Below are 13,385 nucleotides of genomic sequence, written 5' to 3'. Positions count from 1 at the left end.
TATACGCCATTGATCGAACGTTGATGGCTCGTTTACGCCCGGCAGGCAACGTGTCGGTCATGCAGACGGATACCGACGTGCTGACCGCTCCCGACTTCTCCTGGCGTGAGAACGCCCTGTGCGCCCAGGCGGGCCCGGAGTTCTTCTTCCCGGCCCCCGGCTCGTCGACGCGCGAGGCCAAGCAGCTGTGCGGGGCGTGCGAGGGACGCGTGGCGTGCCTGGAGTACGCGATGGACCACGACGAGCGGTTCGGGGTGTGGGGCGGGCTCTCCGAGAAGGAGCGCGTGCGGCTCAAGCGGCAGCAGGGCCGTCGCTGAGCCGCACGCGCTCCTCCCCGGGGCGCCGCAGCGTGGATCAGCCGGCGGCGCGGGCCGCCATGCGGGCCTTGCGGGCCGCGAGCTTCTCGTCGAACTTGGAGGCCTCGCTGTCCAGGCCGTTCATGTACAGACCCAGCTCGTCCTGGGCCTGGAGGCCCTCCGGGCCGAGCCCCTCGATCTGCAGGACCTTGAGGAAGCGCAGGACGGGCTGGAGCACGTCGTCGTGGTGGATGCGCATGTTGTAGATCTCGCCGATCGCCATCTGCGCCGCGGCCCGCTCGAAGCCCGGCATGCCGTGTCCGGGCATCCGGAAGTTCACGACCACGTCCCGCACGGCCATCATGGTCAGGTCCGGGGCGAGCTCGAAGGCCGCGCCCAGCAGGTTCCGGTAGAAGACCATGTGCAGGTTCTCGTCGGTGGCGATACGCGAGAGCATCCGGTCGCAGACCGGGTCGCCCGACTGGTGGCCGGTGTTCCGGTGCGAGATGCGGGTCGCGAGCTCCTGGAATGCGACGTACGCCACGGAGTGCAGCATCGAGTGCCGGTTGTCGGACTCGAAGCCCTCGCTCATGTGCGACATCCGGAACTGCTCCAGCTTGTCCGGGTCGACGGCGCGCGAGGCCAGGAGGTAGTCGCGCATCACGATGCCGTGGCGGCCCTCCTCGGCGGTCCAGCGGTGCACCCAGGTGCCCCAGGCACCGTCACGGCCGAAGAGGCTGGCGATCTCGTGGTGGTAGCTCGGGAGGTTGTCCTCGGTGAGCAGGTTGACCACGAGGGCGATCTTGCCGATCTCGGTGACCTTGGACTGCTTGGGGTCCCAGGCCTCGCCGTCCTCGAAGAAGCCCGGGAAGTTCCGGCCGTCGGACCACGGCACGTACTCGTGCGGCATCCAGTCCTTGGTGACCTTCAGGTGCCGGTTGAGCTCCTTCTCCACGACCTCTTCCAGCGCGTAGAGCAGGCGCGCGTCGGTCCACTCCGCCGAGCTGCCGAGGTGGGGAGAGGTGAGCGTCACGGGGACTCCTGGGGACGGAGAGAAGGGCATAAGGGAATACCTACGGATTCGTAGGTTACGAGACCGTAGGTTAAGGCTCCGTAAGGCGTCGGCCAAGCCCGTTCGGACGATGTCCGATTACGTTCCGTTATGTGTGCTGCTCCGCCGGGGTGCTGGAGACGCAGGTCACGTCCGGATCGGCCCTTTCGCGCCGTCGGGTCGGCTACGCAGAGCAGACGATGCGGAGCGGAGGGTTCAGGGCGGACGTCGGGGTGGACGGTCGAGGGCGGACGTCGGGGTGGACGGTCCAGGGCGGACGTCGGGGTGGACGGTCCAGGACGGGCGTCGGGTGGACGGTTCAGAGCAGGTGGTCGGCCGCGCCTGCCTTCACCGCGGAGATCAGGGCGCGGAGCGCCTCCACCGAGTCGCTGACGTACTCGCCGGGGGTGAGGGTCGAGCCGATGTAGGCCCGGCCGGAGTCGTCGAGGCCGAACCGGAAGCAGTTCGCGCCCTCGCTGCAGAAGGCCTCGTTCCAGTCGATGTCGACGGCAGCCGGAGCGGTGGTGCGGGCGGTGGTGTGGGGGGTGGTGGTGACGTTCATGGTGGGGCGGTCCTTCACAGATCCTGGGCGATGGCGCGTATGAACGCGCGCGAGTCGGTCGTGGTCAGGGCGAGCCCGCGCAGCCGGTTTAGGAGCCCCCGGTAGCGGCGGAGCTGCATGTCGGCGTCGAGGAGGATCGATCCGTGGGAGGAGTCGAGCTGCACGGTGTCGAGCTGCGGCACGGGCGCGGACACATAGGTGAACGACTGGCCCGCGCCCGGGAAACCCCCCGCGGTGAAGGGGATGACGCGGACGGTCAGGGTGTCCCGCTCGGAGCACGCCAGGATGTGCTCCAACTGGGCGCGCGCGACCTTCGGCCCGCCGAACTGCATGCGCAGCGCCGCCTCGTGGATCACGACCTCGTACAGCACGGGCCGGTCCCGGTCCAGCACCTCCTGACGGCGCAGCCGCAGGGCGAGGCGGGCCTCCAGGTCGGGGCCCGGCAGGAGCGGGACGGCGGTGTCGAAGACGGCCCGCGCGTGCTCCTCGGTCTGCAGGAGGCCCGGGATGTGGGTGGTGACGGCGCTCTGCAACTCCGAGGCGTGGAACTCCAGTTCGGCGATGTCGATGAGTGCGGGCGGCAGCAGGCCGCGGTGCTCCTCCCACCAGCCCCGGTCCCGCTCCTGCGCGATGCCGGCGAGGAGGTCGACGAGTGCCGTGTCGGGACAGCCGTAGTTGAAGGCGAGGGTGCGGACGCGCTCGGCGCTGATGCCGAAGCGGCCCGACTCGATGTTGGGGATACGGGTGCGGTCGACGCCCAGGAGGGCGGCGGCCTGCTGCGCCGACATGCCCGACTGTTCGCGCAGTCTGCGCAGTTCGCTCCCGAGGCGCTGCTGTCGCGCGGTCGGGCTGCTCCTGGGTGGCACGCTCGATCTCCCCTTGCGTTGCGTGACGTCGGCGACCCCCACGGATGCCGTTTCGGCCGGAATGGCACGACTACCCGCAAGTAGTAGCACTGTGCTCCGCTTGTGCGCTACGGTCGGTAGCGCAAGTCTCACACGGGGCGACCGACCCGTGTGTGCGTACCCCCCCAATGCGCAAGAAATGTGAGCAACCCGATGAAGGGCGCACTGCGTTGCCTCCCGTCCGCCGTCGCGGCCGGCCCCATACCTCCCGCCACGGAGAACCTCAGCTACTCGATGCTCCTCCCCGGAGGCGCCTACTGCGCCGGACTCGCCCGTGAGTCGGTCAGTACGCTCCTCACCCGGCACGGTCTCTCCGAGCTCTGCGAGACCGCCGCGCTCGCCACCTCGGAACTGGTCGCCGCCGCATACCGCTTCACACCCGACCGCGAGATGATCCTGCGCGTCCGCTGGCAGTACGAGGCGCTGCGGATCGTGCTCTTCGACCAGCACCCGGCCCACTCCGCGCCCGTCGCCGCCGAGGAATGCCGCGACCGCCGCAGCCGCAGCATGTGGCTGCTGGCCGCGGCGGTCGACGCGCACGGAGGCGACTGGGGCCTCGCCCCCGTACTGACACCGGGCGGCGGCACCAAGTCCTGGGCCTTACTCCATCGTTGAGACATCAACGCCCCGCCTCCACGGTGCGCCCCGTCCCGGCGCCCTAACCCTTCGACGTCACTCCCCGGACCTCTTCCGCCGTCGTCGGCCGCAGCTCACCGTCGAGCAGCAGCCAGCGCGTGATGCCCAGCGACTCCAGGAACGTCACGTCGTGGCTCGCCACGATCAGTGCCCCCTCGTACGCGTCGAGGGCCGCCGTCAGCTTCCGGACCGACGCCATGTCCAGGTTGTTCGTGGGCTCGTCCAGCATCAGCAGCTGCGGAGCCGGCTCCGCCAGGAGCAGCGCCGCGAGCGTCGCCCGGAACCGCTCCCCGCCCGAGAGGGTGCCCACGAGCTGATCCGCCCGCGCTCCCCGGAAGAGAAACCTCGCCAGCCGCGCCCTGATCGCGTTCCCCGTCGCCGTGGGCGCGAAGCGGGCCACGTTCTCCACCACACTCAGCCCGTCGTCGAGGACGTCGAGCCGCTGCGGCAGGAAGCGGAGCGGCACCCGCGGGTCCACCTCGCCCGACAGGGGCTCCAACTCTCCCGCGATCGTCCGGAGCAGCGTCGTCTTGCCGGCGCCGTTCCGGCCGACGAGCGCGATCCGCTCCGGGCCGCGCAGCGCGAACTCGCCGTCGACCCCGGCCCCGTAGCGCAGGTCCAGGTCGCGCAGGAACAGGACCTCGCGGCCTGGCGGCACCGAGGTGCGGGGCAGTTCGACGCGGATCTCGTCGTCGTCCCGTACCGCCTCCACCGCCGCGTCGAGCCGCTCCCTCGCCTCGGAGAGGCGCTCCGAGTGCAGGGTCGTCTGCTTGCCGGCCGTGACCTGCGCGTCCCGCTTGTTCGCGTTGGCCACGAGCTTCGACGCGACCTTGTTCTCGAAGCTCTTCTGCCCGTACCGCTTCCGGCGGGCCGACTTCATGTGACTGTCGGCGAGTTCCCGCTTCTGCCGCTGGACGTCGGCCTCCGCGACCCGCACCATCCGCTCCGCCGCCTCCTGTTCGGCGGCGAGCGCCGTCTCGTACGCGGACCAGTTGCCGCCGTACCAGGTGACCTCGCCGTCCCGGAGGTCGGCGATCTGGTCGACGCGCTCCAGGAGTTCACGGTCGTGGCTGACCACGACCAGGACCCCGGACCAGCCCTCCACCGCCTCGTACAGACGGGCGCGGGCATGACGGTCCAGATTGTTCGTCGGCTCGTCGAGCAGCAGGACGTCGGGGCGGGCGAGCAGCAGCGCCGCGAGGCGCAACAGGACGGACTCGCCGCCCGAGACCTCGCCGACGGTCCGGTCGAGACCGACGCCGGAGAGCCCCAGCTGGTCGAGGGTGGCGCGGGCCCGCTCCTCGACGTCCCAGTCGTCGGCGAGTGCGGTGAAGTGCTCCTCGGCGGGATCACCCGCCTCGATGGCGTGCAGCGCGGCCCGCTTCGCCGCGATGCCGAGGATCTCGTCGACCCGGCGCGAGGTGTCCAGGACCACGTTCTGCGGCAGGTAGCCGAGCTCGCCCGTGACGCGCACCGTCCCCTCCGTCGGGGTCAGTTCTCCCGCGAGGAGTTTCAGCAGGGTCGACTTGCCGGAGCCGTTGAGCCCGATGAGTCCGGTGCGGCCGGGGCCGACCGTGAGACGGAAGTCGTCGAGGACCTCGGTGCCGTCGGGCCACGAGAAGGAGAGAGAGGAGCAGGTGAGAAAAGTGGGGTGATGCGCCATGGAGGCCTCCCGGTTGCGCGAGCGCGAGCGTGAATGGGCGACGCGAGAGACACCGGGGCGCGGGCTGTCGAAAGAACGGCTCGTACGCCGAGGTCGAGAACGGCACACGCGGCACTAAGGGGGCACGCGCGGCACGGTGTCTCGCAACCTCAGACGAGCAACGTCCTTCTCCGATCAACGACAACAAGGTCAGGTACGACCGTACGGCGTGGGCCGGGAGGGGGCAAACGAATTACGGGCGCTCGCGCAGCAGCTCCGCCAGGTCGTGGTCCCAGTCCAGGTAGTCGCGCTCGCTCCCGGCTGGCACCAGGTGCTCCGAGCGGGCCAGGAAGCGGCGCAGTTCCGAGGTCCGGACGTGCACCATCGCGACTCCCTCCGGGGCGTGGAACTCGACCACCGTACGGTCGTACCCGTACGGCCGCAGGCGGACGTCGCCGACCCCCGCCGGGCGGTCGACGCCCTGGACGAGCAGTTCACGGGCGAAGGCCCAGGAGACCTCGACGCCCTCCAGGGTCGCCGGAGGCGGGAAGGCCATGCTCACGGCGTACGGGTCCTGGCGGTCGTACCGCAGGGTGGCGGGGACCGTCTCCATTCGGGGGGCGGATGCGACCAGACGGGCCTGGACGGACTGCTCGATGACGGCGGGCAAGACCGGCTCCTCTCGCGCGGGCTGCGGATCCTGTGCGTCTCCCCGACACCGGGGCACCTCACACAAGGGAAGACGAGCGGTGCGGCCGGAACGTGCACTCGGTGACCACGTGACCTGCGTCACCGCGTGGGGGCGTCCGAGGTCAGCGCCGCTCCGCGTCGTCGTCGTCCGGCTCGGCGCAGGGGCCGGAGTGGTCGCAGTACGGCTGATTCGCGGAGGCGCCGCAGCCGCACAGCATCACCCGGGTCTCGTGCCGCTCCCCGTACGAGCCGGCCACGAGCAGGTCCCCGCGCAGAACGAGCTGGCCGGAGGGGGTGCGGCGCACGGAGACGGGGGAGTCCGGGGGTTCGGCGGCGGCCGTCTCCGCCGGGCGGTGGTGGTACTGGAGCGCCCCCGAGGGGCAGCGGCGGATCACCTCGGCGACGAGGCCGGGCTCGGCGGCGTCGGGCATCACCCACGGGCGCCGGGACAGATCGAAGACCTGGGGCAGGCCGCGTACGCACTCGGCCGCGTGCAGACAGCGGCGTGGCTCGAAAGTGACGGTGATGCCCTCGCCGTCGTACTCCTTGAGCTTCGGCTTCCCTTCTAGCTCGGGCTTTCCTTCGAGCCCGGAATTCCTCTCCGGTCGCGGCTCCCCTTCGAGCCCGGAATGCACCTCCGGCCGGGGCTCGCCTTCGAGTCCGGCCTGCTCCTCGCCCGGCGCGCGCTCGTCCGTACGATCGCTCATGCCACTCAGCCTAGGAACGCCCGGCTGGGGTCGCACCCCGGACCGCACCCGGGGGACGCACCCTGGACGGGGACCGCCCCGGGGCACTAGCTTCCGGCGCCATGACGTCCATGGGGAAGACGAGACGAACGATGTCGGTGGGGCTGATCGGGGCGGCGCTCGCGCTGAGCCTGGCGGCCCCGGCGCGCGCCGGGGAGACCCCCACGGCCGCGGCCGGCTGGCAACTGACACCGACCGGCACCGACGCCCGCTTCCGCGGGCTCGCGGCGGTCGACCGCAGGACCGCCTGGGCCGCGGGCTCCAAGGGAACGGTGCTGCGCACCACGGACGGCGGCCGAAGCTGGCGAAACGTCTCGCCCCCCGGCGCGGGCGAGCTCGAGTTCCGCGATGTGGAGGCCTTCGACGCCCGCCGGGCCGTGGTCCTCGCCATCGGCGAGGGCGAGGCCTCGCGCCTGCTGCGCACCGAGGACGGCGGCGTCACCTGGACCGAGTCCTTCCGGAACACCGACCCGCGCGCCTTCTACGACTGCGTCACCTTCTTCGACCGGCGGCACGGGCTCGCCATGAGCGACCCCGTCGACGGGAAGTACCGCATCCTCTCCACCAGCGACGGCGGCCGCTCCTGGCGGGTGCTGCCGAACGCGGGGATGCCGGACGCGCTCCCCGGCGAGGCCGGCTTCGCCGCGAGCGGCCAGTGCCTGGTGTCCTCCGGACCCCGGGACGTCTGGCTCGCGACGGGCGGCGGCGCCACGGCCCGCGTCCTCCACTCCGCCGACCGCGGCCTCACCTGGACCGCGACCGCCACGCCGATCCCCGCCGGGGACCCGGCAAGGGGCGTCTTCGGACTCGCCTTCCGCGACCGCACGCACGGCATCGCGGTCGGCGGCGACTACCGCAAGGACCAGGCGTCGCCGCAGGCCGGCGCCGTCACCCGGGACGGGGGCCGCACCTGGCGGGCATCCGACGCGGCCCCGCCGGCCTACCGCTCCGGAGTCGCCTGGCTCCCGCACAGCAAGTCGGCCGCGCTGGCCGTCGGCCCGACCGGCACGGACCTGACGACCGACGGCGGCCGCACCTGGCGCACGCTCGACACCGGCTCGTACGACACGGTGGCCTGCACGAACGACGGCTCGTGCTGGGCCTCCGGCGAGAAGGGCCGCATCGCCCGCCTCGACCGCGGCCTCGGCCACGGTCTCGGCCCGGGCTTCGGTCGGAGCTAGGAGGGCAGCTGCTCCCGGTACGCGGCGATCCCGTCGGCCGTCTTGGTCGCGTAGAACTCCGTGATCCGGTACGCGCACACGCCCTCGGTGCTGAACGGGTCGGCCGCCGTGATCTCCTCGATCTCCGCGCGGCCGACCCCGGCGGCCAGGATCACGCCGCCGTCGCGCGGGTTCTTCCGCCCCGAGGCGAGGAAGACCCCGGCGGCGTACTGGGCGTCGAGCCACTCGACGTGCGCGTCGAGCAGCGCGTCGACCCGCTCGACGGGCGCGGTGTAGGTCAATTCCAGTACGAACATGATCGCCAGGCTACCGGCCGCCCGGCCCGCGCCGACGGGCCGTCCCCAACCTCGGAACGGCGGCCGGACCCGACCGGAAGCCGACCGGATACGGGACCTGAAGAGGGACCGGAAGCCCAACGGATACGGGACCTGAAGAGGGACCGGAAGCCGAACATATACGGGACCGGAAGAGGAACCGGAATGGGAAACCGGAAAGGGCCCGACGCTGGGGGACCGTAGGGTGGCCCGCACTATGACGATCATCGGCATTCCGGCGGGCTGGCCCGCCGACGAGGACACCGCGCGGGACGTCCAGCGGGAGCTGCGCGGGCGGATCGTGCTCGACGAGCCGGGACCGGCCGTCGGCGAAGGGCACGTCACCGGGCTCGACGTGGCCTACGACGACGAGCGCGACCTCGTCGCCGCCGCGGCCGTCGTCCTCGACGCCCGCACCCTCGACGTGGTCGAAGAGGCCACGGCCGTCGGCCACGTCTCCTTCCCCTACGTCCCGGGGCTCCTCGCCTTCCGGGAGATCCCGACCGTGCTCGCCGCGCTCGACTCCCTGACCGCCGACCCGGGCCTGCTCGTCTGCGACGGCTACGGCCTCGCCCACCCGCGCCGCTTCGGACTCGCGAGCCACCTCGGGGTGCTCACCGGGCGTCCGTCCATCGGCGTCGCCAAGAACCCCTTCACCTTCACGTACGAGCAACCCGGCGCCGCTCGCGGCGACTTCGCCCCGCTCCTGGCCGAAGGCGAGGAGGTGGGCCGGGCCCTGCGCACCCAGTCCGGGGTGAAGCCGGTCTTCGTCTCCGTCGGCCATCGGGTCTCCCTCGCCAACACCTGCGCCCACACCCTCCACCTCGCCCCGCGCTACCGCATCCCCGAGACCACCCGCCACGCCGACTCGCTCTGCCGCCGCGCCCTGAAGGAGGCGCTCGGCGGACCACAACTCCCGTGACCTAGGCGCGTGGGGTCGAGTACCTCAGGCGGTTCTGAGTATGTGTACGGATGTCGGCCCCGACACGGCCCGGCATAGTGGGGTTCATGACAACACCCCTTTCCCTGTACGTCCTCGTCGTCCGGACCCCGGTGTGATCGGGCGGCTGCGGAGCCTTGTGCTCGATTGTCCGGACGCCCGGGAACTCGCGGAGTTCTACCGGGAGTTGATAGGCGGTCAGGTGGAGAGTCCGGAAGCCCGGTGGGCCGTCGGTGAGGGTTCCGCCGTGCTGCGGGGCGAGCGCGGACCGGTCCTCGCCTTCCAGAGCGTGGCGGACCACCGGCCGCCCGTCTGGGGTGCGCCCGAGCAGCAGTTCCACCTCGACGTGCGGGTCGAGGACCTGGGCACCGCCCATGAGGCCGTCCTCGCGCTCGGGGCCGTACCGCTCGGCGACGGAGGCGGTGACGCGGCCTGGCGTGTCTATGCCGACCCTGCCGGTCACCCCTTCCGTCTCGTGCGGTTCTGAGGCCGGCCGCGCCCCGATCCGCTGCGCGGATCACCCCCGGTGCGCCACCCGGAAGCCGATGCCCGCCGCGCGGAGCCGCTCGATCAGCGCGTCGCCCATCGCGACCGCCGTCGTCACCTGGCCCGCCGTCTTCGGCAGCGCGTCGAAGGCCAGGCAGAGCGCCGACTCGGCGAGCATCTTGGCCGTCTCGTCGTACCCCGGGTCGCCGCCCGACACCTCGGTGAACACCCGCCGCCCGCCGCCCTCGCCGACGAACCGCACCGAGAACCAGCTTCGGGCGCGCCGCTCCTCCGACGGCCCCTGGCCCGGTCGGTAACGGTCCATCAGCCAGCGCCGCACGGGCGGCAGTTGGGCCGCCGCCACGCCGGCACCGACGGCCGCCGTGCCGCCGAGGGCCATCGGGAGCGTCTTCACGGAGGCGTAGTGGCGGTAGCGGAAGTCCGGCCCGTACCGGTCGAGGGCGGCGGCCGAGCGGGCCACGACCTGCGGGTCGAGGGTCGGCAGCGGCAGGGCCCAGGTGCCCGTCTCCCGGCTGAAGCGGGGGCTGGCCAGCGGCGCGCGGGCCCGCCGCCCCACCAGCCTCGGCGCGTACAGCCGCCGCTCGCGGGCGGCCTCCAGGACCTGCCGGCCCCGGCCGAGCGCGGTCAGCGCCGAGGCGAAGGTGCCGCCGGAGAAGGTGGCCCCGACCCGCACGAAGCCGTCGACGCGGAGCGGTACGTCCTCCGGGAGCTGCTGCACGGTGAAGTACGCGCCCAGGTCGTGCGGGACGGAGTCGAAGCCGCAGGCGTGCACGATCCGGGCCCCGGTCTCGCGGGCGCGCGCGTCGTGCCGTACGTACATGAGGTCCACGAACTCGGCCTCGCCGGTGAGGTCCACACAGTCCGTCCCCGCCTCCGCGCAGGCGGCGACCAGCCCCTCCCCGTACCAGACGTAGGGGCCGACGGTCGTCGCCACCACCCGGGCGGACTCGGCGAGCGCGCGCAGCGCGTCCTGATCGTCGGCGTCGGCGACGATCAGCGGCAGCTCCGCGCAGTGCGGCCACCGGGCGGCGAGGCGCTCGCGCAGGGCTTCGAGCCCGGTGCGACTCCGCCCCGCGAGCGCCCAGCGGCACTCCGCGGGGGCGTGCTCGGCCAGGTACTCGGCGGTGAGCGCGCCCACGAAGCCGGTCGCCCCGAAGAGCACGACGTCATAGCGCCGGCGAGCGCCGTCCCCGGCAGGCGAGCCGTCCCCGGCAGGCCCGAGGCCCTCAGCCGACGTGACGCCCTCAGCCGACGTGACGCCCTCCGCCGGTGCGCCGCCGTCCGCCCGTGCGCCGCCGTCCGCCCGCGCGCCGTCCTCCGCTCCCGCGCCGTCCGACGTGCCGCCCGGTCCCGACCCGGCCTCGCGTCCCGTGCCCGCCCCTGTCTCCATCCAGCCCCTCATTTCGGCCGTACCGCGGCGCCGCGCGCGGTTGTCGTCGGCGGAGAATAGCGGAACGCAGCGCCGACGTGATTTCCAAGCGCTTGCTCGGCCGGGGGGCTTGTGCCGAGTGGAACACGTTCCTAGCATCTCCGGTGTTACATCATTGGTGTCACACACTCCTGGGGGCTCGATGAGCACGACGCACACCGCCCGGAACGGCCCGCTCGCCGGGGTGCGCGTGGTCGAACTCGCCGGCATCGGCCCCGGCCCCTTCGCCGCCATGCTCCTGGCCGACCTCGGCGCCGACGTCGTGCGCGTCGACCGCCCCGGCGGCGCCGGCCTCGGCATCGACCCGGCCCGCGACCTCACCAACCGCAACAAGCGCTCCGTCCTCGTCGACCTCAAGGCCGAGGACGGCCCCGCCACCGTGCTCGACCTCGTCGCACGCGCCGACGTCCTCGTCGAGGGCTACCGCCCGGGGGTCGCCGAACGCCTCGGCGTCGGCCCCGAGCCCTGCCTCGCCCGCAACCCCCGGCTCGTCTACGGCCGGATGACCGGCTGGGGTCAGGACGGGCCGCTCGCCACGACCGCGGGGCACGACGTCGGGTACATCGCGATCACCGGCGCCCTCGGCATGATCGGCCCCGACCCGGACGGCCCGCCCACCGTCCCCGCCAACCTCGTCGGCGACTACGCGGGCGGCTCCCTCTACCTCGTCATCGGCGTCCTGGCGGCCCTCCAGCACGCGCGGACGCACGGCGAGGGCCAGGTCGTCGACGCCGCCATCGTCGACGGCACCGCCCACCTCACCACCATGATCCACGGCATGCTCGCGGCCGGCGGCTGGCAGGACCGCAGGGGAGTCAACCTCCTCGACGGCGGCTGCCCCTTCTACGGCGTCTACGAGACCTCCGACGGCGGCCACATGGCTGTCGGCGCCCTGGAAGGGCAGTTCTACGCGGAGTTCGCCCGCCTCCTCGGCATCGAGGAGGCCGCCGCCCTGCGCGGCGACCTCGCCCGCTGGCCCGAACTGCGCGCGGCCGTCGCCGAGCGTTTCCGGAGCCGTACGCGCCAGGAGTGGACGTCCGTCTTCGAGGGCACCGACGCCTGCGTCGCGCCGGTCCTCTCGCTCCGCGAGGCACCCGCCCACCCGCACCTCGCGGCCCGCGGCACCTTCACCGAGCACTCCGGCCTCACCCAGCCCGCCCCCGCACCCCGCTTCTCCGTCACCCCCGGCACGCTCCGCACGGGCCCCGCCCTGCCCGGTGCCGACACCGCCGAGGTCGCCCACGACTGGGCCGTACCGGCGCTCGGAAAAGCGCTCCCGACTCCGACTCCGCCCCCGACTCCGACCCAGGAGACCGAAGCATGAAGCGTCAGCTCTACACCGCCGACCACGAGGCCTTCCGGGCGACCGTCCGCACCTTCCTGGAGAAGGAGGTGCTGCCGCACTACGAGCAGTGGGAGAAGGACGGCGTCGTCTCGCGCGAGGTCTGGCTCGCCGCCGGAAGGCAGGGGCTGCTCGGGCTCGCCGTCGACGAGGAGTACGGCGGCGGGGGCACCCCCGACTTCCGCTACGGAGCCGTCCTCGCCGAGGAGTTCACCCGGGCCGGCGCGCCCGGACTCGCCATCGGCCTGCACAACGACATCATCGGCCCGTACCTCACCTCGCTCGCCACCGACGAGCAGAAGCGACGCTGGCTGCCCGGTTTCTGCTCCGGCGAGACCGTCACCGCCATCGCCATGACCGAACCCGGCGCGGGCTCCGACCTCCAGGGCATCCGCACCACCGCCGAGGACCACGGCGACCACTGGATCCTCAACGGCTCCAAGACCTTCATCTCCAACGGCATCCTGGCCGACCTCGTGATCGTCGTCGCCCGCACCACCCCGGAGGGCGGCGCGCACGGCCTCTCCCTCCTCGTTGTGGAGCGCGGCGCCGAGGGCTTCGAGCGCGGCCGGAACCTCGACAAGATCGGCCAGAAGTCCCAGGACACCGCCGAGCTCTTCTTCCACGACGTCCGCGTCCCCAAGGAGAACCTGCTCGGCGAGCTCAACGGCGCCTTCCTGCACCTGATGACCAACCTCGCCCAGGAGCGCCTGGCCATCGCCGTCGCCGGCATCGCCGGCGCCGAGCACCTCCTGGAGATCACCAGCCGGTACGTCAAGGAGCGCGAGGCCTTCGGCCGGCCGCTCGCCAAGCTCCAGCACGTCCGCTTCGAGATCGCCGAGATGGCCACCGAGTGCGCCGTCACCCGGACCTTCGTCGACCGCTGCATCGAGGAGCACGCGAGCGGCGCCCTGGACGCTGTCCACGCCTCCATGGCCAAGTGGTGGGCGACCGAGCTGCAGAAGCGCGTCGCCGACCGCTGTCTGCAACTGCACGGCGGATACGGCTACATGAGCGAATTCCCGGTCGCGCGCGCCTACACCGACGGCCGGATCCAGACCATCTACGGCGGCACCACCGAGATCATGAAGGAGATCATCGGCCGTTCCCTCCTCGGCTGACGTCGTCCCCTCCCGCTCGACCA

Annotated in this window: 15 protein-coding genes; 7 read left to right on the top strand and 8 right to left on the bottom strand. The window is 72.4% G+C overall.

Features of this window, described 5'->3' with window-relative positions:
• Nucleotides 1–59: 59 nt before the first annotated feature.
• A complete protein-coding gene (locus tag IE124_RS23645) occupies nt 60–317 on the top strand; it encodes a WhiB family transcriptional regulator (RefSeq protein WP_055640486.1) in 258 nt (85 codons plus the stop codon).
• A gap of 37 nt (nt 318–354) precedes the next feature.
• Here the strand turns inward: IE124_RS23645 and IE124_RS23640 are convergent, their stop codons facing one another.
• From IE124_RS23640 to IE124_RS23630, 3 genes are all read right to left on the bottom strand, one after another.
• On the bottom strand, nt 355–1,329 hold the full coding sequence (locus IE124_RS23640; RefSeq protein ID WP_125742070.1) for an acyl-ACP desaturase: 975 nt from the start codon (nt 1,327–1,329) through the stop codon (nt 355–357).
• Nucleotides 1,330–1,666: 337 nt separating this feature from the next.
• Nucleotides 1,667–1,909: a hypothetical protein gene (locus tag IE124_RS23635; RefSeq protein WP_189509941.1), complete on the bottom strand. Its 243-nt coding sequence runs from the start codon at nt 1,907–1,909 to the stop codon at nt 1,667–1,669.
• Between the two features lie 14 nt (nt 1,910–1,923).
• Nucleotides 1,924–2,775, bottom strand: a complete 852-nt coding sequence (locus IE124_RS23630) for a helix-turn-helix domain-containing protein (protein ID WP_189509940.1) — start codon at nt 2,773–2,775, stop codon at nt 1,924–1,926.
• A 180-nt stretch (nt 2,776–2,955) separates the two neighbouring features.
• Between IE124_RS23630 and IE124_RS23625 the strand changes: the two genes are divergently transcribed.
• Nucleotides 2,956–3,429 (top strand): ATP-binding protein, encoded by a 474-nt coding sequence (locus IE124_RS23625; protein ID WP_229832761.1) that lies wholly within the window; start codon nt 2,956–2,958, stop codon nt 3,427–3,429.
• Between the two features lie 43 nt (nt 3,430–3,472).
• Here IE124_RS23625 and IE124_RS23620 read toward each other — a convergent pair whose 3' ends face one another.
• From IE124_RS23620 to IE124_RS23610, 3 genes are all read right to left on the bottom strand, one after another.
• The gene (locus IE124_RS23620; RefSeq protein WP_189509939.1) at nt 3,473–5,113 is read right to left on the bottom strand and encodes an ABC-F family ATP-binding cassette domain-containing protein; all 1,641 of its coding nucleotides are present in this window, start codon (nt 5,111–5,113) and stop codon (nt 3,473–3,475) included.
• Nucleotides 5,114–5,345: 232 nt separating this feature from the next.
• Nucleotides 5,346–5,762, bottom strand: coding sequence for a spore wall synthesis regulator SsgD (ssgD, locus tag IE124_RS23615; RefSeq protein WP_189509938.1), 417 nt, complete (start codon nt 5,760–5,762; stop codon nt 5,346–5,348).
• Between the two features lie 142 nt (nt 5,763–5,904).
• Nucleotides 5,905–6,417, bottom strand: coding sequence for a (4Fe-4S)-binding protein (locus tag IE124_RS23610; protein ID WP_370468807.1), 513 nt, complete (start codon nt 6,415–6,417; stop codon nt 5,905–5,907).
• A gap of 173 nt (nt 6,418–6,590) precedes the next feature.
• Here IE124_RS23610 and IE124_RS23605 point away from each other — a divergent pair, with 173 nt between their 5' ends.
• A complete protein-coding gene (locus tag IE124_RS23605; protein ID WP_189509936.1) occupies nt 6,591–7,709 on the top strand; it encodes a WD40/YVTN/BNR-like repeat-containing protein in 1,119 nt (372 codons plus the stop codon).
• On the opposite strand, the gene IE124_RS23600 is transcribed toward IE124_RS23605, so the two are convergent.
• The gene (locus IE124_RS23600; protein ID WP_189509935.1) at nt 7,706–8,005 is read right to left on the bottom strand and encodes a YciI family protein; all 300 of its coding nucleotides are present in this window, start codon (nt 8,003–8,005) and stop codon (nt 7,706–7,708) included. The genes IE124_RS23605 and IE124_RS23600 overlap by 4 nt on opposite strands.
• Before the next feature lie 235 nt (nt 8,006–8,240).
• Here IE124_RS23600 and IE124_RS23595 point away from each other — a divergent pair, with 235 nt between their 5' ends.
• On the top strand, nt 8,241–8,945 hold the full coding sequence (locus IE124_RS23595; RefSeq protein WP_189509934.1) for an endonuclease V: 705 nt from the start codon (nt 8,241–8,243) through the stop codon (nt 8,943–8,945).
• Between the two features lie 133 nt (nt 8,946–9,078).
• Nucleotides 9,079–9,450: a VOC family protein gene (locus IE124_RS23590; protein WP_189509933.1), complete on the top strand. Its 372-nt coding sequence runs from the start codon at nt 9,079–9,081 to the stop codon at nt 9,448–9,450.
• Nucleotides 9,451–9,480: 30 nt separating this feature from the next.
• On the opposite strand, the gene IE124_RS23585 is transcribed toward IE124_RS23590, so the two are convergent.
• The gene (locus IE124_RS23585; RefSeq protein WP_229832759.1) at nt 9,481–10,860 is read right to left on the bottom strand and encodes a saccharopine dehydrogenase family protein; all 1,380 of its coding nucleotides are present in this window, start codon (nt 10,858–10,860) and stop codon (nt 9,481–9,483) included.
• A 181-nt stretch (nt 10,861–11,041) separates the two neighbouring features.
• Here IE124_RS23585 and IE124_RS23580 point away from each other — a divergent pair, with 181 nt between their 5' ends.
• Nucleotides 11,042–12,223 (top strand): CaiB/BaiF CoA transferase family protein, encoded by a 1,182-nt coding sequence (locus IE124_RS23580; protein WP_189509932.1) that lies wholly within the window; start codon nt 11,042–11,044, stop codon nt 12,221–12,223.
• Nucleotides 12,220–13,362: an acyl-CoA dehydrogenase family protein gene (locus IE124_RS23575; RefSeq protein WP_189509931.1), complete on the top strand. Its 1,143-nt coding sequence runs from the start codon at nt 12,220–12,222 to the stop codon at nt 13,360–13,362. Before IE124_RS23580 ends, IE124_RS23575 begins: the two co-directional genes overlap by 4 nt.
• Nucleotides 13,363–13,385: the final 23 nt, after the last annotated feature.

The organism is Streptomyces narbonensis (assembly GCF_014649015.1).
Classification (GTDB): domain Bacteria; phylum Actinomycetota; class Actinomycetes; order Streptomycetales; family Streptomycetaceae; genus Streptomyces; species Streptomyces narbonensis.
The sequence above is the reverse complement of the archived record's forward strand: the minus strand, read 5'-3'. Positions and strand labels throughout refer to the sequence as shown.

What these genes read in the sequence shown, in the direction of transcription:
- IE124_RS23645 (WP_055640486.1), top strand. Translation starts at nt 60, where the DNA reads ATGCAGACGGATACCGACGTGCTGACCGCTCCCGACTTCTCCTGGCGT.
- IE124_RS23635 (WP_189509941.1), bottom strand. Translation starts at nt 1,909, where the DNA reads ATGAACGTCACCACCACCCCCCACACCACCGCCCGCACCACCGCTCCG.
- IE124_RS23620 (WP_189509939.1), bottom strand. Translation starts at nt 5,113, where the DNA reads ATGGCGCATCACCCCACTTTTCTCACCTGCTCCTCTCTCTCCTTCTCG.
- IE124_RS23605 (WP_189509936.1), top strand. Translation starts at nt 6,591, where the DNA reads ATGACGTCCATGGGGAAGACGAGACGAACGATGTCGGTGGGGCTGATC.
- IE124_RS23600 (WP_189509935.1), bottom strand. Translation starts at nt 8,005, where the DNA reads ATGTTCGTACTGGAATTGACCTACACCGCGCCCGTCGAGCGGGTCGAC.
- IE124_RS23595 (WP_189509934.1), top strand. Translation starts at nt 8,241, where the DNA reads ATGACGATCATCGGCATTCCGGCGGGCTGGCCCGCCGACGAGGACACC.
- IE124_RS23585 (WP_229832759.1), bottom strand. Translation starts at nt 10,860, where the DNA reads ATGGAGACAGGGGCGGGCACGGGACGCGAGGCCGGGTCGGGACCGGGC.
- IE124_RS23580 (WP_189509932.1), top strand. Translation starts at nt 11,042, where the DNA reads ATGAGCACGACGCACACCGCCCGGAACGGCCCGCTCGCCGGGGTGCGC.
- IE124_RS23575 (WP_189509931.1), top strand. Translation starts at nt 12,220, where the DNA reads ATGAAGCGTCAGCTCTACACCGCCGACCACGAGGCCTTCCGGGCGACC.